The 24639-nt window shown below is 70.2% G+C and carries 18 protein-coding genes and 1 pseudogene; 11 read left to right on the forward strand and 8 right to left on the reverse strand.

The annotated features are described in order from the left end of the window. Window positions 1–147 precede the first annotated feature (147 nt). Together ADK57_RS08880 and ADK57_RS08885 are read left to right on the forward strand one after the other, a co-directional pair. Window positions 148–1413 carry a glycosyltransferase family 4 protein gene (locus ADK57_RS08880; protein WP_053748821.1) on the forward strand — a complete coding sequence of 422 codons (1266 nt, stop codon included), beginning with the start codon at window positions 148–150 and terminating at the stop codon, window positions 1411–1413. Between the two features lie 2 nt (window positions 1414–1415). After that, window positions 1416–2237 (forward strand): hypothetical protein, encoded by an 822-nt coding sequence (locus ADK57_RS08885; protein WP_053748822.1) that lies wholly within the window; start codon window positions 1416–1418, stop codon window positions 2235–2237. 198 nt (window positions 2238–2435) lie between these two features. On the opposite strand, the gene ADK57_RS08890 is transcribed toward ADK57_RS08885, so the two are convergent. Further along, window positions 2436–3560 (reverse strand): acyltransferase family protein, encoded by a 1125-nt coding sequence (locus ADK57_RS08890; protein WP_053748905.1) that lies wholly within the window; start codon window positions 3558–3560, stop codon window positions 2436–2438. 312 nt (window positions 3561–3872) lie between these two features. Further along, window positions 3873–6011, reverse strand: a complete 2139-nt coding sequence (locus ADK57_RS08895) for an alpha-galactosidase (protein ID WP_053748823.1) — start codon at window positions 6009–6011, stop codon at window positions 3873–3875. A 127-nt stretch (window positions 6012–6138) separates the two neighbouring features. Between ADK57_RS08895 and ADK57_RS08900 the strand changes: the two genes are divergently transcribed. From ADK57_RS08900 to ADK57_RS08920, 5 genes are all read left to right on the forward strand, one after another. Beyond that, window positions 6139–7173 carry a LacI family DNA-binding transcriptional regulator gene (locus ADK57_RS08900; RefSeq protein WP_053748824.1) on the forward strand — a complete coding sequence of 345 codons (1035 nt, stop codon included), beginning with the start codon at window positions 6139–6141 and terminating at the stop codon, window positions 7171–7173. 67 nt (window positions 7174–7240) lie between these two features. Beyond that, window positions 7241–8572, forward strand: a complete 1332-nt coding sequence (locus tag ADK57_RS08905; protein WP_053748825.1) for an ABC transporter substrate-binding protein — start codon at window positions 7241–7243, stop codon at window positions 8570–8572. 17 nt (window positions 8573–8589) lie between these two features. Continuing rightward, on the forward strand, window positions 8590–9513 hold the full coding sequence (locus ADK57_RS08910; protein WP_053748826.1) for a carbohydrate ABC transporter permease: 924 nt from the start codon (window positions 8590–8592) through the stop codon (window positions 9511–9513). 217 nt (window positions 9514–9730) lie between these two features. Next, window positions 9731–10516 (forward strand): carbohydrate ABC transporter permease, encoded by a 786-nt coding sequence (locus ADK57_RS08915; RefSeq protein WP_234390051.1) that lies wholly within the window; start codon window positions 9731–9733, stop codon window positions 10514–10516. Between the two features lie 88 nt (window positions 10517–10604). Beyond that, window positions 10605–13079 carry a CBM35 domain-containing protein gene (locus ADK57_RS08920; protein WP_053748907.1) on the forward strand — a complete coding sequence of 825 codons (2475 nt, stop codon included), beginning with the start codon at window positions 10605–10607 and terminating at the stop codon, window positions 13077–13079. A gap of 122 nt (window positions 13080–13201) precedes the next feature. Here ADK57_RS08920 and ADK57_RS08925 read toward each other — a convergent pair whose 3' ends face one another. From ADK57_RS08925 to ADK57_RS08940, 4 genes are all read right to left on the reverse strand, one after another. After that, window positions 13202–14002, reverse strand: coding sequence for a maleylpyruvate isomerase family mycothiol-dependent enzyme (locus tag ADK57_RS08925; RefSeq protein ID WP_053748827.1), 801 nt, complete (start codon window positions 14000–14002; stop codon window positions 13202–13204). A gap of 158 nt (window positions 14003–14160) precedes the next feature. After that, window positions 14161–15453: an iron uptake transporter deferrochelatase/peroxidase subunit gene (gene efeB, locus ADK57_RS08930; protein WP_053748828.1), complete on the reverse strand. Its 1293-nt coding sequence runs from the start codon at window positions 15451–15453 to the stop codon at window positions 14161–14163. Between the two features lie 78 nt (window positions 15454–15531). Next, window positions 15532–17631: an iron uptake transporter permease EfeU gene (gene efeU / locus ADK57_RS08935; protein WP_053748829.1), complete on the reverse strand. Its 2100-nt coding sequence runs from the start codon at window positions 17629–17631 to the stop codon at window positions 15532–15534. A gap of 438 nt (window positions 17632–18069) precedes the next feature. Then, the gene (locus tag ADK57_RS08940) at window positions 18070–19212 is read right to left on the reverse strand and encodes a LacI family DNA-binding transcriptional regulator (RefSeq protein ID WP_078973023.1); all 1143 of its coding nucleotides are present in this window, start codon (window positions 19210–19212) and stop codon (window positions 18070–18072) included. Window positions 19213–19705: 493 nt separating this feature from the next. Between ADK57_RS08940 and ADK57_RS50975 the strand changes: the two are divergent. Together ADK57_RS50975 and ADK57_RS08945 are read left to right on the forward strand one after the other, a co-directional pair. After that, window positions 19706–19807 (forward strand): annotated as a pseudogene (locus ADK57_RS50975) (aldo/keto reductase); the annotation flags it as partial. 26 nt (window positions 19808–19833) lie between these two features. Beyond that, entirely contained in the window at window positions 19834–20217 is a 384-nt protein-coding gene (locus tag ADK57_RS08945) for a nuclear transport factor 2 family protein (protein WP_053748830.1), read from the forward strand. 519 nt (window positions 20218–20736) lie between these two features. Here ADK57_RS08945 and ADK57_RS08950 read toward each other — a convergent pair. Beyond that, window positions 20737–22128, reverse strand: a complete 1392-nt coding sequence (locus ADK57_RS08950) for a hypothetical protein (RefSeq protein WP_053748831.1) — start codon at window positions 22126–22128, stop codon at window positions 20737–20739. Between the two features lie 204 nt (window positions 22129–22332). On the opposite strand from ADK57_RS08950, the gene ADK57_RS08955 reads away from it, so the two are divergent. Further along, entirely contained in the window at window positions 22333–23076 is a 744-nt protein-coding gene (locus ADK57_RS08955; protein WP_053748832.1) for a methyltransferase domain-containing protein, read from the forward strand. A gap of 55 nt (window positions 23077–23131) precedes the next feature. Here ADK57_RS08955 and ADK57_RS08960 read toward each other — a convergent pair whose 3' ends face one another. Beyond that, on the reverse strand, window positions 23132–23668 hold the full coding sequence (locus ADK57_RS08960) for a hypothetical protein (protein WP_053748833.1): 537 nt from the start codon (window positions 23666–23668) through the stop codon (window positions 23132–23134). 297 nt (window positions 23669–23965) lie between these two features. Here ADK57_RS08960 and ADK57_RS08965 point away from each other — a divergent pair, with 297 nt between their 5' ends. After that, a complete protein-coding gene (locus tag ADK57_RS08965; RefSeq protein ID WP_053748834.1) occupies window positions 23966–24619 on the forward strand; it encodes a maleylpyruvate isomerase N-terminal domain-containing protein in 654 nt (217 codons plus the stop codon). The last annotated feature ends 20 nt before the right edge of the window (window positions 24620–24639 follow it).

Genomic DNA, 24639 nt, shown 5'->3' on the forward strand with positions numbered 1-24639 from the left:
GGCGGCGCGCTCCGACGAACGGATCCGCGCCGCCTCAAGGCCACGGCGGCGACTTGGGCGCCAGATGTCCTCCCAGCGGCATCGTTGATCACTACGAAGTGGTAACAGGACGCAACCATAAGGGGAGTTGGCATGGTCTAGTCCGCCATGAAGATCTCTTTCCTGCTCCACAACGCCTACGGAATCGGAGGCACGATCACCACCACCTTCAACCTGGCGCACGCACTGGCCGAGCGGCACGAGGTGGAGATCGTCTCCGTCCTGCGCCACCGGGAGCACCCGAACTTCACCCTGGACCCGAAGGTGTCGCTGCGGCCCCTGGTGGATCTCAGGCAGGAGAAGGAGCATCCCTTACACCTGAGACCGGCGAGGGTGTTCCCGCGGGCCGAGTACCGGTACGGGCAGTACAGCGAGTTGACCGACCAGCGGATCGGCGAGTGCCTCGCCACGATCGACGCCGACGTGGTGATAGGCACCAGACCGGGGCTCAACGTCCATCTCGCGCTCCAGACACCGAGCCACGTCGGACGCATCGGGCAGGAGCACCTCACCCTGGACAACCATCCGCCACGGCTTCGGAACACGCTGCGCCGGGCCTACCGCCGCCTCGACGTACTCACCACCGTGACCGAGGCGGACGCCGCCGCCTACCGACGCAAGATGAGGCTGCCCGGCGTACGGGTGGAGGCGCTCCCGAACAGCGTGCCGGATCCCACGCTCCCGGCCGCGGACAGCACCGCGAAGGTGGTCGTCGCGGCCGGCCGGCTGGTCCAGGTGAAACGATACGACCTGCTCATAGAGGCCTTCGCCGCGGTCGCCGCCGAGTACCCGGACTGGCAGCTGCGCATCTACGGCAAGGGTGAGGAGCACGATCGGCTGCGACAGCTCATCGTGGACCTGGGTCTGTGGAACAACGTCTTCCTGATGGGTGCCGCGGCGCCCATGGAGGCGGAGTGGGTGAAGGGTTCGATCGGCGCGGCCGCCTCCAACTTCGAGCCGTTCGGCATGACGATCGTCGAGGCGATGCGCTGCGGACTGCCGGTGGTGAGCACCGACTGCCCCTACGGACCCGGTGAAATCATCGACGACGGGGTCGACGGCAGGCTGGTACCCGTAGGGGACCGTGACGCGCTGGGCGCGGCCCTGCTGGAACTGGTCCGTGACGACGACCGCCGCCGCCGTATGGGCAGCGCGGCCCTCGAGAACGCGCGGCGGTTCGCTCCCGGCCCCGTGGTCGAGCAGGCCGAACAGCTCCTCGCAGAGGCGGTCGCGGCGCGACAGGCGGGCCGACCGGCCGCACAAGAACGCCTCGGCGCGGGTCGTGTCCTGGTCAGCCAGGGCTTCGCCGCCCGCGACGCCGCGTTCACCGCGGCCAGCGGTGCGCTGCGCATGGTACGGAAGGAACAGCGGTGAGCATGGAGCAGGACACTGCGCCCCCACGCGTTGCCTGCGTGGTGGATACGGACGGCCGGATCACCTTCGACGTGCCGCTGGACTCGGCCGAAGGGAAGCAGCAGTTGCTGCTGCGGCTGCGCCCGAAGAAGGGACAGCCCGAAGAGACTCTCCACGTCCTCGACCTGGAGCCCGTCGACGACAGGCGCCAACGCGTCGTCCTCGGCCCGCAACCGGCCCTCACGGAGGGCCGGTGGGACGTGTACCTCCTCCGGGAAGCGGGTTCCGGGCGACAGCGTCTGCGTCCGGGCCTGCGCGACCTGCGGGCGCTCGTCGACGGACACCAGAGCGACCGGCAGACCCCACTGGCCGTACGGATTCCCTACGCGACCAAGGACGGCTATCTCGCCGTACGGGCCTGGCTGCGCCCTGCTCACGCGGAGGTCGGCGCCATCGACCTCACCGACCGGTCGACGACCGTCGGAGCACGCCTGCACGGCGCCACGCTCCAGGAGGGGGCCGTAGTGCGCCTGCGCCGACGGGGCGGCAGTGGCACCGTCCTCACCCTGGAACCGCGGGCCGGAGAGGACGGCCGAAGCTTCTCCTTCACGGTCGACCACGGCGAGTTGGCCGTGGCGACGGGCGCCGGGAGCGGCGTCTGGGACGCCTTCGTCGGGCCCGGCGCGGGGGCGCCTGCCATCCGGATCGCCCGTCTTCTGGACGACGTGGCGGACCGCAAGGAGGTGTTCGTCTACCCGGCGGCCAGGGTCGATGGTGCCGTCCTGCGTCCCTACTACACAGTCGACAACGACCTCTCCGTGGAGGTGACGAAGGCCGCGGTGTGACGGGGCGGTGTGACGGGGCGGTGTGACGGGGCGGTGTGACGGCGCGGTGAGCCGTGCCGCAAAGGAGGCCGTCAGACGCGTGCTGGGGCACGGGACGCGAGGGACCGCGCAGACGCGCAGCCGCTCGACGCCCCGGCCCACGGGCCGGGAGCCCGCAAGCGCCCCCGGACTACGTGAGGATCCGCCTGGGTCCGCGTCTCATCTGTGTCTGACGGCGCGGTCGTGGAGGGACCCGGAAGCCGTGTCCCGCCGAAACGCCCACGCCATCTTCGGCTCCATCACGCATCGGAACACCCGACGGACGGGCGGCGTGCACAGCGCCGTCACGACCGCGCCGGCAACGAGGGTGACGGTGATCTCGCCGAGCGGCCGGTGGGTCCAGTCGAGACGGGACCAGTGCCAGTGATTGGCGGCCTGGACGACGAATCCGTGCAGCAGATAGCCGTACAGCGTGCCCGCGCCCAGTGCGGAGAACCACGTCCGTCGTCCTGGCACCCATGCGAGGAAACAGGCGACCAGGGTCAGGGAGCAGCCGAACAGGGCCAGTGTCATGACGGGCCCGTACCACGCGGGCACGCCGAGTTCCTCGGCGGCGCGGCGATGGAAGAACCAGGCGTAGTCCATCCGCGGCACCGCCCAGTACGCCACGGCGAGCGCACACGCGAAGACCGGCACGGCCAGGACGCGCGCCTCGCGGCGCCGCACCAGCCGGAAGTGCTCCGGCTTCAGGCACAGGCCGAGCACGAAGTAGGGCAGGAACTGCAGAGCGCGCTGCAGGTCGAGGTCGCTGCCGATGGACGGTGACAGCGTCGCCAGCGCCGCGATGCCGAGCGCGAGCGGCAGCGGATGGCGCACGCTCTTCCAGAGGGGAGTGGTCAGCCGCCAGATGAACAGCGCCGCCAGGAACCACGTCAGATAGAGCGGATCCAGCAGGCTGACCGGCCGGTCCGGAACGTTGTCGGTCCACCTGGTGAAGAGGGTGTACGCCGTCTCGAAGACGACGTAAGGGACGACCACACCGGTGATCAGTCGCTTGAGCTTCTGCGGGCTCGCGTCGAAGCCGCGCGAGAAGTACCCGGAGATGACGATGAACGCCGGCATGTGGAAGGCGTAGACGATCGTGTAAAGCGCGGTGACGGTACGGCTTTCGGAGCGCAGCGGCTCCCAGACGTGTCCCATGGCCACCAGCACGATCGCCAGGTACTTGGCGTTGTCGAAGAAGGCGTCGCGCTGCTTCGTCCGCTCGGGTGCGGTCCGGGCCGCGGACGTCGTCCCCCGCGCCACCCCGCCGTCGGCGGCCGTCCCTGCCGACCCCGGCGCCATCGCACGGTCGGGCAGGGCGTGCGTGGTTTCGCTCACCACACCCCCCGCGCGTCATATGGGGAACGCGCACGGGGGAATACGCGTCTTACTGAAGTGGCAACTGTGGGGGGAGAGCACGGCATCCCCCGCGCCTCACCACTTCTGCGGGATGTAAACCCACCTTCCGCGCCACCGAGTGGGACGCCCGGGTATGTGTGACTTCCGGAAGTCGTCCCTATACCTCATACCGCTGACCTCATACCTCTGACCTCATACCGCTGACCTCTGACCTCTGACCTCATACCTCTGACCTCATACCGCTGACCTCAGACCTCAGACCTCAGGAGTGAGGCGCACCAGCACAACGGCGGGCGTGCGCGGCAGCGACACCCGAAGCCCGTCGCCCTCCCAGACCGCCGCGCCGGCCACCGCGGCGGACGGGTGCAGGATGTCCGCACGGACCTCCCGGCCGGCCAAGTGCTCCAGAGGCAGGTGGAGTTCGCTCGCTCCGCCACGGCGCCACACCGAGACGTACGACGAACCGCCCGGCACCCGCATCCCCAGGGCCAGCCACTCGTCCGTCCACCCCGGCAGACCCAGCGGCCAGAACGGCAGGGCTCGGGCGAGATCCTCGCGGATCGTCCGGTACGCACCCACCGCGTCCCGCACGAGCTCGAGTTGGTGCGCCGACATGCGGTCCAGATGGCCGGACAGATGGATCCGCCCGAGCAGCGCACCGCCCAGGGTGAAGGTGATCAGGTCGTCGTCGAACCCGGGCTGCGGGTAGGCCCAGACAGCGCCCTGCTCGGGCGGGACCGCCGTCGGGGCCGCCGCGGCGATCGCCGGGTAGCGCAGCGGATCCTGCTGGTCGCTGGTGGACTGGAGCTGGGCGACCGCGAGCGTGGCGCCGTCCATGCGCATGCCGCCCGAGGCGCAGTTCTCGACGACCAGCCCGGGATGACGGTCCAGGACGTCGGACAGCCAGTCCAGGTAGGCCTGGGCATGCCCGAGCAGTCCGGCTCCCGGTGCGATGTCCCCGGCGGCGCACGTTCCCGGTTCGATCACGATGTTGTAGTCCAGCTTGAGGTAGCCCACGCCCCAGTCGCCGACGATCCGGTCCACCGTCTTGTCGAGGTGTGCGCGGGCGGCCGGGTGCCGCAGATCGAGCTGGTGGCGGCCCTGTTCGGCGAGGCGCACGCCGTCCCGCTGGAAGAAGGCCTCCGGAGGGAGCGCGGACGCGACGGGGCTGCGCACGCCGACGACCTCCGGCTCCAGCCACAGCCCGGGCACCATGCCCCGCTCCCGGATCCGGTCCAGGACCGCCACGATCCCGCCGCCGGGGAAACGGCGGGGCGAGGCCAGCCATTCGCCGACGCTGTCCCACCAGCCCCGGGTGTCGTCGTCGTACCAGCCGGAGTCGATGCAGAAGTACTCCGCGCCGGCCTCGGCCGCCGCGTCGATCAGGGGCAGCAGCTTCTCGGTCGTCGGGTCGCCCATCAGCGTGTTCATGTAGTCGTTGAAGACGACCGGGAGCGTGGTGTGGTCCGGGTGCGGGCGGCGGGCGGCACGGCGGTACGAGGTCAGCGCGCCCATCGCCTCGTCGAACCCGGCACCGAGGGCCAGCGCCCCCGGCACGGTGGTGAGTTCCGCACCCGGCGCGAGCCTGACCCGCCACTGGTGCTCCGCGTCGGTGGGACCGTTCAGCGCCAGATATGTGCCGTGCGCGTGTTCGCCCAGGTCCCAGCGCCAGCCGGCCGGGGACTCGGTCTGCCACAGCCAGGTCCGGCCGCCGTCCCGCTGCGTCAGTGCGCCCATCGGCAGATGGCCGTCCGTGGGCCAGCTGCCGCGTCCGGCGAGGACGAGGGCGGCCCGGCTGTCGTGCTGGTGGGCGTCGACGCTGATGTCCGCGACGGTGTCACGCAGCGGCTCGGCGTACCAACGGCACTCGGCGAGCCAGTCGTTGCGGGCCCGGTGCACGTCCAGGTCGTCCGGGGAGGGCAGGCCGCCGAGCAGCAGGCTGCTGACGGACTGGACGACCAGGGGCTGCGCACCCGCGTTGCGCAGCCGGACGCGGGAGCGGAGCACCGGAAGCCCGACGGGGGAGGTCAGCTCGACGAACGCCGTCAACCCGCTCCCGGGGTCGTGGAGTTCGACGGTGAGCCACTCCCAGTCGGCACGTCTGCCGCTGCGGTGGTCCCGGTACCGCAAGCGCGTACCGAAGGCCGTGCCGGTGAAGCGCGGCCCGGACCAGCCGCTGCCGTGGCCGAGGGCGGTCAACTCGACGAGGGGGAGGGCGGACTCGGGGTCCCCCGGCCCAAGGTCCCTGACGTCCCCGGGGAGGGTCAGCCGGACCAGCCGGAGGGTGCCGTCGGCCGTGGTCGCGAACTCGGCCTCCAGCGACGAGTGGCCCCAAGTGAACGCCACTCGCGGGGAGTCGGGGCCCTGCGTCGTCCCGTCCGCCGTACCGGTCAAGGTGCTTCCCCCTCCTGGGCCCGCCTGGTCCGAACGTCGTTCGTACGCCGAGGGCGGTCGCGTCAGTCGCGTGAATCCATCGTTACGGTCTCTTGACGACCATGTTGTGACCGGTCACAATCCTGGCATGAATGTGACCGGTCACACAAGGCGCCCGCCGAGCATCCGGGATGTCGCGACCGCCGCCGGGGTCTCCTACCAGACCGTCTCCCGGGTGATCAACGGCCATCCCAGCGTCAAACCGGCCACCCGGGAGCGGGTGCTCGCCGCCATCGACGAGCTCGGCTTCCGGCGCAACGCCACCGCGCTCGCCCTGGCCAGCGGCCGCACCAGGGCCGTGACCGTGCTCACCGCCAACACCACCCACTACGGCTACGCCTCCATCCTCCAGGGCATCGAGGAGGCCGCCCGCGCCGCGTCCTACGCGGTGGGGATCGGCGTGCTCGAATCGGCGGACGAACCCGCCGTCGCCGCCGAGGTGCAGCGGGCGGCGGACGCGGGCGGCGGACTGATCGTGATCGCCTACGATCCGGCCGGTGTACGGGCCCTGGCCGCCGTTCCCGCCGAACTGCCGGTCGTCGGCGTGGTCGAGACCCCCACGAGCCCGCCCTCGGGCGACCGCCCCTGGGTGTGGGCCGACGACCGCGAGGCCGCCTACGCGGCGACCCGCCACCTTCTCTCCCTCGGCCACGAGACCGTCCACTACGTCGCCATCCCGTCCAGCACCCGCCGCACCAGCGCCCGCACCACCGGATGGCGACAGGCGCTCAAGGAGGCCGGAGCGCCGGAACCCCGCCCTGTGCAGGGCAGTTGGGGCCCGGCGGGCGGTCACGCGGCCGGTCTGCGACTGGCGAAGGACCCGGCCGTCACCGCGATCCTCTGCGGCAACGACGACCTGGCCCTCGGGGTACTGCGCGCCCTGCACGAGTCCGGCCGGTCCGTCCCCGGCGAGGTCAGCGTGGCCGGGTTCGACGACGCTCCGCACTCCGCCTATCTGACCCCGTCACTGACGACCGTACGCCTGGACTTCACCGGCCTCGGACGGTCCGCGTTCGCCCTGCTGCACGGGGTGCTGGAGGAGTCCGCACACATCGCCCCGCACCCCGTCTCCGTACCGGAGCTGGTGGTGCGGGAGAGCTCGGGGGCGCCCGCCGGCGACTGAACACCTCGTACGAGCACCGCTGTTCTGAGTCCTGCTTCCTGAACCACCCGTTCTCGAAAGGCACGTGATGAAGACAAGAGCTCTCCCCGCCCTGGCCCTGATATGCGCCGTCGGCCTGGCCGGCACCGCGTGCAGCGACCCCACCGCAGGCGACTCCGACGACTCCGGTTCGGACGCGAAGCAGACGGCGGTCGACCCGACCGCCCGTCTGGACGGCGTGAAACTGACCATGTGGACCGCGCAGAACACGGTCAACGCACCCAAGCAGGTCATCGACGCCTTCGAGAAGGCCACCGGCGCCGAAGTGGAGACCCAGGCGATCCCGGACCTCTACGAGCAGAACGTGCCGACCAAACTCGCCTCCGGCGACCGGCCGGACCTGATGTTCTGGCAGCCGTCCATCTCCACGCTGCCCTTCATCCAGCCACAGCAGAACCTCCTCACCCTCGACGGCGAGGACTGGGTCTCCAAGCTGGGCGACACCGAGAGGTCGCTCGGCGTCATCGACGGCAAGCGGTACGCGGCGATCGTCACAAGCCCCGCCATGCTCGGCGTCTACTACAACAAGGACGTCTTCCGGCAGGCCGGCCTCGGCGAGAAGGACTTCCCGAAGTCGTACGACGAACTGCTGGCCCTCGGCCACACCGTCACCGACAAGACCGACGCGGCCGCCTTCTACGAGGCCGGCGGCGACCAGTGGCCCCTGCAGTGGCAGATGCAGGTCCAGCTCACCGACCTCGACAAGCAGTGGTGGGCGGATCTGAACCAGAACAAGAAGAAGTGGACCGACCCGGTCGTCGTCGGCGCGATCAAGAAGTACAAGGAGAAGCTGCTCGCCGCCGGGCTGGCCCAGAAGAACTACAAGACCGGCACCTTCACCGGACAGGCCGACGCGCTGTGGAAGGGCGAGGCCGGCATGGTCCTCAACGTCACCTCCTTCCAGAGCCAGTTGCAGGCCAAGTACTCGACCGCCGAGATCGACAAGAAGATCGGCTGGTTCCCGATCGCCAACTCCTCGGCCACCGGCATGTACTCGCCCGACCAGACCAACGGTGTGGTCGCCTTCAAGACCGGCGACGAGAAACGGCAGAACGCGGCCCGGCAGTTCCTGGCCTTCTGGCTCGGCCCCGACTACCCCGACTACATCAAGGCGATGAAGATCCCGTCGGTGCAGCCGTCCGTGCCCACCCCCGAGGGACTCCCGCAGGCCTCCAAGGACCAGGTCGCGGCCCTGCCCAAGGCCATGGGGGTCTTCCAGGCCAAGGCGATCGTCGCCCCGGACACGCACCTCTACCTCGCCGACATGATCTACGGCAAGAAGAGCCCGCAGCAGGTCGCCCAGGCGATCCAGGACCAGTTCGCGCAGGTGGCCAAGGCCCAGGGCGCGCCCGGCTTCTAGACCACACGGGGCTTTTGATGGCGGACACGGCCATACGTACGCGTAAGCAGGCATCCACGAAAGGCGAACCCCGGCAGGTGGGACGGCTGCCCCGCGCCGCCGTCCACCACCCCTGGTGGTTCGCGCTCCCCGCCGTCGTCGTCTTCGCGGGCTTCTTCCTGGTGCCGAACCTGCTCAACTTCTACTACCCGTTCACCAACTGGTCCTCGTACCACGCGGACATCGCCTTCACCGGGCTCGACAACTTCCGGACCATCGCCGACGACGGCTCCCTTCTGCGCGCGATCCGCACGACCCTGCTCTACGCCCTGCTGGCCGCACTGTTCCAGAACGGCTTCGGCCTCGTGCTCGCCCTCCTGCTGGAGGCCGACACCCGCTTCAACCGGTTCTTCCGCGCCGTCTTCTTCCTGCCGGTCCTCATCTCCGCGCTCGCCACGGGCTACGTCTTCCAGGCCCTGCTCGACCAGGACGGCGCAGTCAACTCCGTGCTCGGCACCGACATTCCGTGGCTGGGCTCGACGACCTGGACGCTGGTCCTGGTCACTCTCATCCACGGCTGGAAGTGGATGGGCCTGTCGATGCTGATCTACCTGGCCGGACTCAAGGGCATCCCCGGCGAGATGCTGGAAGCCGCGAAGTGCGACGGCGCCGGCCCCTGGCGGACCTTCTGGTCGGTGCGTTGGCCGATGCTCGCACCGGCCGTCACCTTCAACGTCACCACGGCGCTGATCGGCTCGATGAACACCTTCGACATCGTGCAGGCCACCACCGGCGGCGGGCCCGCGGCCTCCACGGAGGTCTTCAACATCTACATGTTCCGCGTATTCGGACAAGGGCTGTACGCCCAAGCCTCCACGATGAGTTTGGTGCTCTTCCTCATCGTGGTGGCCTTGGCGATTCCGCTTGTCTTCGGCTTGCGTCGAAGGGAGCAACTGCTTTGAACCCTCCTCCTCGCGGGCGAGCAGGATTCCTGGCTCACACTGCTCTGTCGCTCAACGAGCGACCGAGACTCACACGATCAGCACCAGCCGGGTTGGAGCCAGCCCGGTCCCTGAAAGAAGGGAGGTTGATGTGCTGGCTTGGTTCTCGCGCAACACGTCGATAAGCCTACCAACTGTCGGCCCACGTCTGTGGCGCATCGGTCGCCCCACTCTGATCGTGGCCATCGCTGCCCTGGCCGTCGGCGTACCGCTGTGGCTGGTCGCCGTCACCTCCGCCAAGCCGCAGGCGGAGGCCATCAAACCGAACCTGGACCTGCCGCGGCACTGGCAGCCCGGCAGCAACTACGCGGACGCCGTCAGCCAGGGCGAGATGCTGCGCGGCTTCTTCAACTCGCTGCTCGTCGTGGTGCCTTCCGTGGCCCTCGTCCTGATCCTCGGCGCGGGCGCCGCCTGGGTGTTCGCCCGCCGCAAGTCCAAGCTGGTCTCGGCCGCGTACGCGCTGTGCATCAGCGGACTGCTGCTGCCACCCGCCGTCATCACCATCGTGATGGAACTGCGGCAGCTCGGGCTGGCGGGCACCCGCCCCGGGATGATCGCCGTCTACACCGGGATGTACCTCTCCACATCGATCTTCTTCATGACGGGCTTCGTCCGCACCATCCCCGTGGAGTTGGAGGAGGCGGCGCGGATCGACGGAGCGAAGCCGTCACGGGTCTTCGTGCGGATCGTCCTGCCGCTGCTCCGGCCGGTGATCGCCACCGCGACGATCATGGTGATGCTCTACGCCTGGAGTGACATCTTCTACGCGTTCTTCGTCCTAGGCGGCGGAGAGCGGGCGACTCTCCCGCTGAACCTCTACCAGGTCGCCAGCGCCCAGCTCTACCTCAACAACTGGCATCTCGTCTTCGCGTACGTCGTGGTGATGAGCCTGCCCATGGTCGCCGTGTTCCTCGTCGGCCAGCGAAAGATCGTGTCCGGAATCACCAGTGGAGCCGTCAAATGACTGGAGGTCCAACCGCGTGATCACCCCCACCCGCACAAGGTCCCGTATGAGAACCGCCCTCTTCACCACCGCCCTCGGAGTCGCCGCCATGGCAGGCACCCTCCCCGCAGCAGGGCCCGCGGCAGCAGCCGCCGACCCACAGCGCCTCACCGTCGACCTCGCCGCCTCCGAGGGCCCGGTGACGCTCGGCGCCAACGGCGCACTGTACGGACTCAGCGACGACGGGGTGCCCAGCGACGCGGCCCTGGAACCCCTGAAGATCACCAGCATCTCGCAGAAGCCGGAGGGCGGCGCCCAGCACCCCAACGGCGACGCGCTCTCCGTCTCCAAGTCGTTCTTCCGCAACGGCGGCGGCGAGATCAACGTCATGATGCAGGACATCTACGCCAAGTGGCCGTACGAGGACCTCGGCATCGACGACTACCTCCCCAAGGTCGACAAGATCGTCAAGGAGGTCTCGGCCGACCCGAACAGCGACCGCTTCGTCTACATCCCGTTCAACGAACCCGACTGGATCTGGTACAACATCGGCGTCGCGGACCAGGCGCAGTACGAGGCAAACCGCGACCGGTTCTTCAAGGACTGGAAGACGGTGTACCAGCGCATCCGGGCGATCGACCCCGATGCGAGGATCGCCGGCCCCAACGAGACGGGGTACCACACCCGGCTGATGACCGACTTCCTCGCCTTCGCCAAGCGGGAGAACGTCCTGCCCCAGGTGCTGACCTGGCACGAGTTGAGCTCCGGCTCGCTGCGAGACTTCCAGGGACACTACGACAACTACCGTTCCATCGAGCGTGAGTTGGGCATCGCCCCGCTGAAGATCAGCATCGACGAGTACGCCAACCGCCGCGACCTGTCCGTACCGGGCCAACTCGTGCAGTGGGTCTCGATGTTCGAGCGGAACAAGGTGTACGCCAACCAGGCCTACTGGGACGCCGCAGGCAACCTGGACGGCAATGTCGTCCGGTCCAACATCCCCAACGGCGGCTGGTGGTTCTTCCGTTGGTACGCGGGCCTGACCGGCGACACCGTCAAGGTGACCCCGCCGCAGGCCAATGCCATCGACACCCTCCAGGGACTCGCCTCCCTCGACACCTCGCGCCGCCAGGCCCAGGTCCTGCTCGGCGGCTCCGCGGGTGACTCCGACGTCGTCGTCCAGAACGTCTCGCGGTCCGTCTTCGGCCGTACGGTCACCGCGACCGTCGCCGAGGCCGCCTGGTCGGGCTACGAAGGACAGCACGCGACGCCGCGCGTCCTCGCCCGGACGAAGGTGCAGGTGGCGGCCGACGGCTCGGTGACCGTCCCGCTGCGGGACATGCACAAGATGTCGGCGTACCGGGTCGTCCTCACCCCCGGCGGCTCCGGAGCCCCGACCGCCGCCTCCGTGCCGTGGACGGCTTCGTACGAGGCCGAGGACGCCGCCATCACCGGCGGCCAGGTCTACACCCAGGGCACGGTCAGCAACGCCAACGGCTACGCGGCTTCCGGCACGAAGGACGTCGGCTCCCTCAACACGGCTGCCAGCAAGGTCGACTTCACGGTGACGGTGCCGAAGGACGGTACGTACGACCTGGCGATTCTGTACGGCAACCAGTCCGGGGCGCCGGCCACCCAGAAGCTGTCGGTCGACGGAGCGGAGCCTGTCACGGTCACCTACCCCTCCACCGAGAACTGGACCTACCGCGCCAAGAAGGACGTCGGCGTGGAGCTGTCGGCCGGAACCCACGTGCTGACGCTGGCGAAGGGCGACGCCGAGGTGACCCTCGACCGCATCGACCTGACCGCGCGCACCGGCGTGCCCTCCGCCTCGTACGAGGCCACCCTGGCGGACATCAGCGGCAGGCCGTCGTACGACTACTCCTCGTCGGCCGGGGTGGGCACGGGCGCCCTCGTCCTGCGCAAGGGCGACAAGGCCGTCTTCGACGTGTACGCCCCGCGCGACGGCTACTACACGGTGGTGCCGCGGGCCTCGGCGGCGGTACGGCTCACCCTGCACGGTGAGACGGTGTCGGCGATGCCCGGCCGGCCCCTGCGGTTGTACCTGGTCGCGGGCAACAACCGCATCGCGACGGCGGCCGCGAACGCCTCGGTACGTTCCCTCGATGTCTCGGGAGAGGGGTCGACCACCGGCACCCTCTCCTACGAGGCCGCCTCGGCCACCCTCTCGGGCGGCGCGAAGGTCGTCGATTCCGCTCACGCATCCGCCGGTTCCTACATCGGTCTGCTCGGCAACAGCCCTGCCAGCACCGCCCAGTTCACGGTGAATGTCCCCCGGTCGGGCCGCTATCTGCTGGTCGTCCACTACGCGCACAACGACCGGCGCGACAACGGCCACGCCTACAACACGGACATCATGTCCCGTACGGCGGACATCACGGTGGGAAGCGGCGCACCCAGGAAGGTCACCTTCAAGAACACCTGGAGCTCGGACGACTACTGGACGGTGGGCGTCCCCGTCGACCTGAAGCAGGGCTCCAACAGCGTGACCTTCGGGAACGCGAGCGCCTGGGCCCCGAACATCGACCGCATCGAACTGGGCCGAGTCGTCGGCCGGTCGTAGTCCGGCCGTTCGTAGTCCGGCCGTTCCGCCCGTCCTGCCCGTCCGGGTGGGACGGGCGGAACCGCGCAGTGGCTCCGCTGTTGCCGTCTGTTCGCCAGGAACGGCGCCGGACCGAGGCCGTCCTACTCCTCCGGCTCCCACTCGCGGAGCAGGTCGAACAGATGCCCGTCTCCGTCGATCTGCAGGGAGTCCATCGGAATACGGTCGTACATGAAGAGGACCAGCTCACTGGCCGTGCCCCGGACAGAGGCGCCGACCGCGTCCGGGCCCCCGTCGACGTCGGTGGCGGGCATCGTGCCGGGCGTGGTGAGACGGGTGGATCGTGCGCCGTCGCCGTTGAGCGTGAGGCGCCAGGAGCGGCCCTCGGTGGCGTGGAAGTCGAGGGCAGCGGCCTTGTGCGGCCAAGCGCTCGGCGTTGCGCAGCAGGTGGACAGGAAGTCCTCGACACCGTCGAGGGCCGCCTCGTCCGGCAGCGGCTGCGGGGCACCGACGGTGATCTGGGCGTCGTAGGTGTGCACCGCGACCTCCTGGAGCTGGTGCCGGGCGACGGCACCGCAGGTCTGCGGCGACTGTGACGCACCCCACCACGTCCAGCAACCGCGATCCGGGCCGGCCTCCCGCAGTGCGTCCAGTAGCTCCTGCGTCGATGCGGCCAACCAGGCCAGCAGTGCCTCGCGCTCCCGAGGCCCTACCGGGGCGCCTTCCGCTGTGGACTTGGCCGGGGCGGCAGGCCCTGCGGCGATGGTGGCGGCCCAGGAGCGGCGCCCCTGGCCCAGGTGCTGCACCAGATCGAACAGCGTCCACTCGGGGCAGGTCGGCACCTGTACGTCGAGGCTGGGTGCGGAGGCGACCGCGGCGCGGAAGGCGGTCGACCGTTCGTCGATCATCCGCAGCAGGTCGGGGAACTCCAGAGTATTTTCCACTCCGGTTGTCTATCACCGGGGTTCGGCCACCGGACAGCGATTTTCGCAGGTGGCGCGGCGGGCGCGCGGCCCGGCCGCGCCACCTCGGATGACGCGGTGTCTCCTCGGAGGCCCTCGCCCACCCGCCCGGCACGGACGTCTCGGCCGAGCCCGGCGGTTCAGCCGTGCAGGAGTGCGCGTCCGAGCCAGTCGGACCGGTCGCGGACGCCGGGGAGGGCGAAGAAGTAGCCGCCGCCGGTGGGAGTGATGTAGTCGACCAGGGGCTCGTCGACGAGGCGTTCCTGAGTGGCCTCGAACTGGCGGACCACGTCCTGCTGGTAGCAGCAGAACGCCAGCCCCATGTCGAGGTCGCCGACCTGGTCGATGCCGCGGTCGTAGTTGTAGCCGCGGCGCAGGATGCGCGAGGAGTCCGTCTTGGCGGTGCGCGGGTTGGCCAGGCGGATGTGGGCGTCGAGCGGGATCGCCCGGCCGTGCGGGTCCTTGGCGTAATGGGGAGTGTCGGTTTCCCGGGCGCCGTCGAGCGGGGCGCCGCTGTCCCGTCGCCGGCCGATCATCTGCTCCTGCTCGGTGAGCGAGACCCGGTCCCAGAACTCGACGCGCATACGGATGATCCGGATCACCTGGTAGCTGCCGCCGACTGCCCAGGACGGCTCACCGTCGGCCTCGGTGACCCAGACCAGCTTGTTCATCTCGCGGGCGGAGGAGGTGTCGGGGTTGGCGATGCCGTCCTTGAAGCCGAGGAGGTTGCGCTGGGCGCCGGACGGGCGGGAGGGGTTCTGGAAGCCGTCGACACGCCACTTGACCTGCATGGCACCGCGGGTGTGCCGGGCCAGGTCGCGCAGGGCGTGCAGCACGGTGTCGGAGTGGCCTGCGCAGATCTGGAGGGACAGGTCGCCGTGGCACTCGGCCGCGTCGAGGTCGTCGTTCGGGAAGGTGCGCATCGGCGTGAGGTGCCGTGGCTTGGCGGAGGCGAGGCCGTACCGGTCGTCGAAGAGCGAGGAGCCCAGGCCCACGGTGACGGTCAGACCGTCGGCCGGGATGTCCGGGCCGAGGATGCCGCTGTCGGACGGCGGCGCGCCGACGCCCAGGTCTTCGGGGGCGCCGCCGGTGGTCAGGAAGAGGGCCCGGGCGGTGAGGGTGCGCAGCAGGTCGGTGAGTTCGGCAGGGCCGTCGGCGATGACGTCGAAGGAGACGAAGGTGGCGGAGGTCGGCTGAGGGGTGGTGATCCCGGCCTGGTGGAGGCCGTGGAACGGGACCTTTCCGCCGTCCGTGGTGGAGCCTTCCGCCGCGTCGGCGCGCCCGCCGGTGAGCTCCGCGCCGGCGAATCCGGCTCCGGCCAGCGCCGCTCCGGCCGCGCCGATACCGAGGGCGGTCCTGACGAACGTACGACGGCCCGCGGGGCGGACACCCTCGGGGCCTGCGTCGGGGCCCGGCGGCTGCTGGGGCGTCATCGGGATGGTCCTTTCCTGGCGGTGCGGTGCGGTGCTGCGGCGGCGCGGCGGCGCGGCGGTGGTGAGGCGCAAGGGTGTTCAGGCCGACTTGCGGACCTCCAACAGGTCCGGAATCGGGGCGAGTTCCTCCAGCAGTTGGCCCATGGCGCCGTCGAGCCGCTGACGGGTGGCGGCGGGGAGCTTGTCGGCCGGCGTCCAACTGCCGTTCTCGCGGCGGGCGGAGAGCACCAGTTGGTCGGTGCGCCGCAGCCAGCTGTCCACCGCTGCGGGAAGCTCGGGGGCGCGTCTGTGGATCAACGGGCGCAGGAGGCCGAGCAGTTCCCGAGTGCTCTTGATGTCGGACTCGGCGGTCGCCAGATCGGTGCCGCTCCCGTAGTCCGTGGCGCCGGTCAGCTCGTGCTGGAGGGTGCCCTCCGGGATCTCGTGGGTGCGCAGCGGCAGGTCGGCCGGATCGAAGTCCTGGTGGGGGAAGTCCTTCTGCAGGGCGGCGACTTCGGCGGTGAGCTGCCGGGCGGCGCGGGCGAGCGAGCCGGCCGACTCGCCGTGCCACAGCCCGTACTCGACACGGTGGAAACCGGTGAAGCCGGAGTCCTTCACCCCGTCGGGCAGTCCGGCCGTCGTTCCGTTGATCTTCGCGTCGAAGTCCCCGAACGTGCCGTAGGCGGCGCCGAGCGAGGCGTACTGCTCATGTGCGGGCAGCCAGTCCCTGCGCGCCTGGTCGAGCTGATCGGCCTCAACGTCGTGTTGCAGCGTCCGGGTTCTGGTCAGCAGGAGTGCCAGACCCTTTTGTACGTAGGCGCGGTAGGAGGCGAGCGGTGCGGCGAGGTCCCGCTCGGTGACGGGCAGCACGGCTCTCACCGTGCCGCCGCCGGTGACCCGGACCGCGACGGAGGTGACGGCCGCACCGCTGGTCGGCACGCAGCGCCAGGCGTAACTCCCGCCGCCGATCGTGGCGATCAGCGTGCGGGTCGTTCCGGGCGCGATGCCCTCGGCCTCGCCGTAGACGGCCGCCGTGGCCGGGTCGATCAGATACGCCTCGACGGTACGGCTGCCGCTGTTGCGCACCTGGAAGGACTGGCGCCCGGGCTTCGGCGCGGTGAATCCCCGGCCGCAGTGCGCGGGGGAGACGGCGATGGTGGCGGCGGAAGCGGGCTTGGAGCCGCCGACCGCTATCAGCACTCCCGCGAGCAGGGAAGGGGCGGCGAGCGCGGCCACCGGCAGGACCCACCGGGGCAGGAGCCGCCCGGGGGCGACGGCGGGGCGTGGGGCGGCCGCTTCGGTGATGGCCGGAGGCGGGGCCGGCGCTTCGGCGACGGGCGTGGAGCGGGGTGCTGCCGCTGCGGACGAGGCGGCGCCGGACGCGTCCGCGCCGCGCACTCCGCGTACGAACAGCGTCATCACGACGGCGAGATACACGCCGTAGGCCGCGATCTGAAGCCACGTCATCTGCGGCGTCAGGTTGAGCGTGCCGCTGAGCAGGGTGGCGTACCAGGAGCCGGAATCGACGCTCCCCGACAGGTCGAAGGCGTACGCCGCCGCCCCCGGCAGCACACCTCCCTCCTGCAGATCGCGCAACCCGTAGCCGAGCACTCCGGACGCGATCACGATCAGCGCGGCACCGGTGATGGTGAAGAACCGGGTCAGGTTGAGGTGCAGCACCCTCCGGTACAGCGCCCAGCAGACGGCGGCGGCCAGCAGCAGACCCGCCCCCGCACCGACGAGCGGCCCGGCGGACTCGCCGGCCGTCTGCCCCGTGGTCCACAGGAACAAGGCGGTCTCGAGCCCCTCACGCCCGACGGCGAGGAACGAGGTGATGATCAAGACGCCCGAGCCAATGTTCAGTGCCGCGGTGACCTTCTCCTTGATCTCACCGGAGAAACTCCGCGCCGACCGGCGCATCCAGAACACCATGGCGGTGACGAAGGCGACCGCGACCACGCTGAGCGCACCGCCGAACGCCTCCTGCGCCTGACCGGACAGGCCGGCCGAGGTGAACGTCAGCACCGCGCCGAACCCCATCGACACCCCCACCGCCGCGAGCACCCCGGTCCACACGTGCGGCAGCCGGGAGCGGTGTCCGGAGCGGACGAGTGTGGCCACCAGAACCGAAACGATCAGGCCGGCTTCCAGGCCCTCACGCAGGCCGATCAGGAAGCTCGGGAGCGCGTTGTCCCACACCGGGGAACTCCTCTCGGGCACGCCCGGCAGGGTCGCCTTCCTGCCAGGGCGGGCTGAGTGTAGGCAAACCTAAGTAGCCGTGACGATGGCCCCCGGAGGGATCTTGCGGCGCCCGGGTCTCGGTGGTCGGCCAAATCGGCTGCCCGGGAGGGGAGTTGGCGGAGGAGTAAGAGTCCGGTAGGAAGCCGTGCTGTGCCACGCACAACGGGATATTTCGGCACGCGGGTCGGCTCCGCCGTCCGACTTGTTCAGCGGCGTCACGCAGCCCTTGGGCTCGGTCGCCACGTGCCAGTACTGGGTGTCCGGGTTCGGGAGCGGCCCTGCATCGATGGGGCGACGGGGGCGTCCGGAGGGGGCGGGGGCGTGACCGGTCGAGCGGCTCGTCCTGGGGTCACGCACCGGCCGTGAGCTCTTGCTGTCCGGGCTTACCGGTGTTGTTCAGTCGTGGGTGGACGGGCCTCCGTTCCGGAGCGGCGGACTGTGCGTGGCTCCTCGGGGACGGGAGGCGGTACGCCGCCCGCGGGCCGGGGTCGTCCGGCTCGGCGGGGGCGCGGTCGAGGCGCGGATGACGAGGTCGACCGGTGGGCCGCTCGTCGGCAGGGGGTCTGCGTCCGGGTTCTCGATGGCGTGCACCAGGCGCTTGAGCCCTTCCTGCGCCACGGCGTCGAACGGCTGCCGCACCGTGGTGAGGGGAGGAGTCACATAGGCGGCGACGGGAACGTCGTCGAAGCCGACGACGCTCACGTCCTCCGGGACCCGCCGGCCGGCCTCCGTCAGCGCGCGGATCAGGCCGATCGCCATGTCGTCGTTGGCGGCGAAGACCGCGGTGACGTCATCGTCCTCGGCCAGTGCGCGTCCCGCCCGGTACCCGGACGCGGCCGACCAGTCGCCCTCGACGACCGGAGGCACGTCCCTGCCCCGCGCGGTCAGTGCCGACCGCCATCCTTCGAGGCGGTCCCGGGCGGCGAACCACCGCTGCGGACCGGCCAGGTGATGGACCGTCGTATGGCCGAGGTCCAACAGGTGCTCGGTGGCGGTGCGTGCCATCAGGTCGGCACCGTCCCCCGCGGTCAGGACCGTGGGCGCGGTGGCAGATGGTGGCGCACCGAGAACGAGGACCGGCACGTCGATGCGGAGGGACACGTCATTGTCGTCTTCCTCCTCGTCGATCGGCTCGGAGATGACGATGCCGTCCACGCCCTGGTCGAGGAGCGAGTCCACGGCGCCGGCGATGCCCGCCGGGTCGCCTTCCATCGTGTTGACCACGCGGAGCGCGTAGCCCGTGTCCCGGACGACTCGCTCGACACCCATGAGCAGTGAGGCGGGGCCGTACAGGGCGGTGCCCAGCGTGACCACGCCGATGGACCGGGTCCGCCCGGAAGCCAGTGCCCGGGCGGCGTTGTTGCGTCGGTAGCCGAGCTGTTCGGCGGCTTCGAGAACGCGTCGGCGCACCTCGGCGGAGACATACGGCTCGTCGTTGAAGACCCTCGACACCGTCTTCTGCGAGACCCCGGCCTGACGGGCCACGTCCACGCTGCGCGGCGCGGCGGAGCTGCCGCCCCGTCCCGTTCCTCGCGTCATGGTGTCTCCCGGTGACCGCACGATCGAAGCCAATGATGCCAGACGTCGTCCGACTGACTATGTAGTCATGTCTGCGCTGTCATGTCTGCGCAGACATGACGCGGCCGTCGTCCGGAGTTCGGAGCGCATCCGTAACAGCGAGCCGGGCGTCACGCGGCCGATGGGGGAGTGGAGGCGTGCGAGTGTCCATGGCGAGCGCGGTGCCGGATGGCGGGGACGAGGATCCGTGGCACAACGGCATCGGAGCCACGGTTCGGCTCGACGCCTACCGGATCCGCTCCTCAGCCGTCATACCCGGGCACGGCCCTGCCGCGACCCGCTCGACGCCTGCCGTGAGGGGCCCTGTCGCACCCCGGAACACCGCTCCCCTGCACAGCATGGCCTGCCATGCGACCGGCCCGTCCAGCAGGCTGGGGTGCACTGAAGATCCCTTTGCCTTCGCGTCGGACGCATACGCCGTCCTCGCCCCGCGAGCCGGCCGCGGAGCGGAACCATGAAACACATCAAGCTGTGCGAGTTGGACGTCTCGCGCATCGGTCTGGGCGCGATGTCGATGTCCCACGCCTACACCGGGGCGGGCACCGACGACGCCGACCCTCCCAAGGGCGACAGGAGCCACCCGTGCAGCCATCATCCGACCAGAGAGCCCGCGAGGAGATCACCGCGGCTCACCGTGCCTTTCTGGAGGCCATGAACGAGGGCGACACCGAGGCGCTCGACGCCATGCTCGACGACGGCTTCACCCTCACCCACATGACCGGCTACGTGCAGCCGAAGACCGAGTGGCTGTCGCAGATGCGAGACGGCCGGTTCGTCTACCACGCGATCGACGAGAAGAACACGGCCCTCGACATCGAGGGCGACACGGTCCGCCTCGTCACCCGGACCGTCACCGATGCGACGGTGTACGGCACCCGCGCGAACTGGCGACTGCAACTGACCACCGACTACGCCCGCACAGGCAACACCTGGGCCATGATCCGTACTGTGGCGACGACTTGGTGATGCCATACCTGTGACCGCCCATGAGGACCAGACCGGCCGGCAGGCAGGGGAAGGGCAGGACGGGGGCGCTGTGGGGATGAGATGGACAGCTGGACGCCGTCGGCCCCGACGTTGTCCTCCAGGTGGGCCACGCACGGGGTGCCGAGTACCGGGGCGATGTCGTCGCCCATGTGATCTCCGGCTTCTTTCAGAGTGAGGGTCCCGAGCGTCCGGTGGCAGGCCGCACTGTGCCGGGGAGCGGCGTTCCGGGGCATGGCAGGGCCCCCACGCGCCTCCCGCACAGGTCACGGGCCACACAGGCTGGACGGTATGAAGAGAGCAGAACAGCGGCATCGGCCTCCGGACCGATGTCCCCGAGCGTCACCCGGGCCCCGTGGGCACGGTACGGCGTGCGCCCGGGCTGCGCCGCGAGGAGCCGGCCACCACGGAGGCGGCCTCGTACCCGTCAGAGGGTTTCTCGGCCCGATCCTGGAGGCAGTGGAGTCGGTCGGCCCTCAAAGCCCCGGCCGGCCTGCGTTGTCAGCCCCGCAGCGGGTTGGTACGTGCCGCTGCCAGCAGGTACCAGGCGGTGGCACCCGTGTGCCGGTACGGGTAGTAGCCGAACCCGAAACCGGTGTCGAGCGGGCTGCTCGCCGAGACGATTCCGGAGCCCTCGGCAACCGCCTTGCTCCCGATGGTCTGGCCGCTGCCCAATAGGTCCTGCGCCCGCTCGATGGAGGCGATCAGCCGTCGGGCGCGTGCCTCGTCCCCGCGTGCATGCCGGTTCCGCAGGGCGAGTGCGAGGTGGGCCGTTCCCTCGAACCACACACCGTTGCGGTTCGGCTTGGGCTGGCCCTCGGCGATCGGGGCGTCCTCGTTCGCCAGCAGGCCGGCGGAGCTGAAAGTGACCCCTTCGTAGGACTGGCCCGCGGGTACGGAGCTGTTGGTTCGGTCGGCCGTGTCCAGGACCGCCAGTTCGGTCGTGGCCCAGTCCAGCGAGACCCAGTGGGCGGGGGAGGAGAGGGCGAGCTGGGTCCAGGTCTGGGTGTCTTCGGGGATCGGTGACTTGTTGATCGTCACGCCGTCGTTGGTGCCGGTGTAGAAGAAGCCCCCGGACGGCTCCCACATCTTCTTGACGAAAGCCTCGGCACGCGTACGCCGCTCCAGCCACACCCGGTCCCCCGTGAGCCGGGCGAGCCGGCCGAAGAGGCCGATGAGGTCGGTGTTGTGCTCCGTCGAGGTGAAGGGCAGTTTCTCGTCGGCCCCGTCGACCCCGAACTTGTAGCCGCCGAGGGGTTCGTCGGTGTGCCCGACGCGCACGATCCACTCTCCGATCCGCACGGCACCCGTGAGGAAGCGGCGCTTTCCGGTCCGGCCCGCAAGTGCGCTCAGCGCGATGCCGGCCCAGGCCATGTCTCCCACGGCCGTGCCGGTGAAGCCGAACTGCGTTCCGACGTTTGCCGTGCCGTCCGCTCGCACGAAGCCGTCCGGCTGCGGCGCACCGTCGTAGAACGTGTACGGCCCGACGTTGTAGGCCTGGCGCAGCCTGCCGTCGTCGTACACGGGGTCATGGGCCTGGGCGTAGAGGAGCGCGTCTGCGAGGACCACGGCTCTGGAACGGCCCTCAGCCGTACGGGAGGCGAGGTTGGCCAGGATCGCGAGGGCGTTGTCGTAGGTGAACGCCGTGCTGAACAGGCCGGCCTGGTCGGTGTAGCTCTGCGCGAGCCGGATGGTTCCGTGGTCCGGATAGGCGTCCATGGCGGCGGCGAGGAAGGCGTACGCCCGGCGCTGCGCGGAGCCCCTGCCGTCGGACGAGCGTTCCGCGGCCTGGGCCGCGCCGGAGCCGGCCGTGGTGAAGGCCGCGGCGCCGACACCGAGTCCGGCCCCGACGAGGGCACGGCGGCTGAGTCCAGGGCCTGGGCTGCCGGTCATTGGTCTCCTCGGAGGTGTGGGGCGAGGCACGGAACATGGCGGAACGGCACGACTGAGAGCGCTCTCAAGCGTGCGCGCTCATTGTGCTGTTGCGCAGGAGTCCGGTCAACGCCTGTGACACACGCGCAAATTGGGGACGGAGGAGGGAGGGAGTCTCACTCGAAGCGGCCCGGTGCGGTGGCGCGGCTTCGCATACTGAGAGACATGGCCATCTACGACACCCTCGGTGCCACGTACGGCCGGACCCGTCGGCCGGATCCGAGGATCGCCGCGCAGATTCACACCGCGCTCGGGAACGCCGCCGACGTGGTCAACGTCGGAGCGGGCACGGGCTCCTACGAACCACCGCGGACGCTCCTCGCGATCGAGCCCAGCGACGTCATGCTCGCCCAGCGTCCACCCCGTTCCGCACCCGCCGTACGCGCTGTCGCCGAACACCTGCCGCTGCGCGACAACGCCGCCGACGCCGTCATGGCGCTGCTGACCATCCACCACTGGACCGACCTGGCGTCGGGAATCGCCGAACTCCGCCGGGTCGCCCGCCGCCGCATCGTCATCCTGACCTGGAACCAGCGGATATTCAGCGAGCAGTTCTGGCTCGTACGCGACTACCTTCCGCAGGCCGCCGCCTTCGACGACACCCGCGCCGTCCCGATCGAACAGCTGGTCGCCCTGCTCGGCGGGGCGCGCCAGGAACCCGTCCCCATCCCGTACGACTGCACGGACGGGTTCGGTGCAGCGTACTGGCGACGCCCCCACGCCTATCTCGACCCACAGGTCCGCGCCGGCATCTCCATGCTCGCCCAGACCCCGGCGGACGCTCTCGCTCCCGGGCTGGCAGCACTCACCGACGACCTGGCCACGGGCCGCTGGCACCACCACCACGCCGACCTGCTCGCCCTCGACTCCATCGACGTCGGCTACCGGCTCCTCGTGACCGACCTCTGACCCGTGTCACCGGCCCGGAAGCGGTGACCAAGGTCGAGGCGACTCGGTGCACGGGTCAGGCGGTCTGCCGGGCGCGTCGGGCTTCCAGCGGCGTGCCGGCGGACGCACGCAGATTCCGGCCACGCCGTGTCAGGCCCCACGGCTTGAGGATCGAGATCACCGTCATGAACAGGTAGGCGGACAGCGAGACGATCGGCCCGAACAGGACGTCGCCGGCATCGGGCAGCGGTCCGCCCGCGGCGACGGCGGAGACCGCAGAGTCCACCCCCGGGCGCAGAGCGAAGACCGTGGCGGTGGTCGTGGCCAGGGTGAGCCAGAACTTCGTGTAGACCCACCGGTGCCTTGCCAGCCCCCACGGGGTGCCCAGGGAGAGCGTCAGGCCGCTGAGGAGTGTGAGGAAGGCGAGAGGGAGCACGAGCCAGTCGGCGAAGAGCTTCATGGCCCTGACGGAGGCTTCCACGGTCACCGCGGAGCCGGTGGTGGTCGCGGTGATCCCGAGTGCGAGCAGCCCGAGCGTGAGCCCGAGCCAGCCTGCGGAGGCGGCGACATGGACGACGAGGGAGGCCCGGCGTGCGGGGCGGCTGAGTTTCACCTGAAACACAGTGCCGGGCGGGAGCTGCGAGGACGTCCGGCAGCGGGAGTAACCCCGCGTACTCGCCTCGGCGTACCGGGCGAGAGACCATCTCCGCAATCGGCGCCTCCCGGTCCGCGAGTAGTCGTCAGGAGTCGGGATCGGGCGGGCCACGCCCGACGGTGCCGGGCGTGGCCGTCCCACTGAATCGAGGCTCGCCGGCGGTCCGCGGGTCCCGCGTCCGCGAGCCCGAGTTCCACATCCGCGGGCGGGTGAAAGCGGTCGCAGCGAGGCTCGGGGCGCTGCTAGCTTGCGGCCGTGGATCTCTTCTCGCGCTCTTGGACAGCGTTGCGCACAGCGGTCGCCGAACTCCCGGACGAGGACTTCGAGCGGCCGTCCGGCTGCACCGGCTGGCTTGTGCGGGACCTGGTGTGCCACCTGATCATCGACGCTCAGGACGTCCTGATCACCCTCGTCACCCCAGCCGAATCACAGCCGACCCGGGACGCGGTGACCTACTGGGACATCGTCGAACCTCCGGCCGGCGACGACCCGCTCGACGCGCTGATCGTCCGTCTGGCCGCCGCGTACGAAGAGCCGTGGCTGCTCAAGTTCCACTTGGACGACGTCGGTTCCGCCGCCGGTCGCGCCGCCGAACTCGCGGATCCCTCGGTCCGGGTCGGCACTCGCGACCAGGTACTCACCGCGGGCGACTACCTCTGCGCGTACGTCCTGGAATGGACACTGCACCACCTCGACCTGATCGCGCACCTCCCGGACGCGGCGGAACCGCCCGCCGAGGGACTCACCCGGTCACGCGAGCTGCTGGAGGAGATCGCCGGTGCGGCGTTTCCCCCGTCGTTCTCCGACAGGGACGTGCTGCTGATCGGCACCGGACGGCGTGCCCCGGCCGAGGCGGAGAAGGCCGAACTGGGTGAGTTGGCCGGGAAACTCCCGCTCGTCCTCGGCTGATCGGTCCGCTGGGCGACGGG

This window comes from Streptomyces sp. MMG1533 (genome assembly GCF_001279775.1).
In the GTDB taxonomy this organism is placed as follows: Bacteria; Actinomycetota; Actinomycetes; order Streptomycetales; family Streptomycetaceae; genus Streptomyces.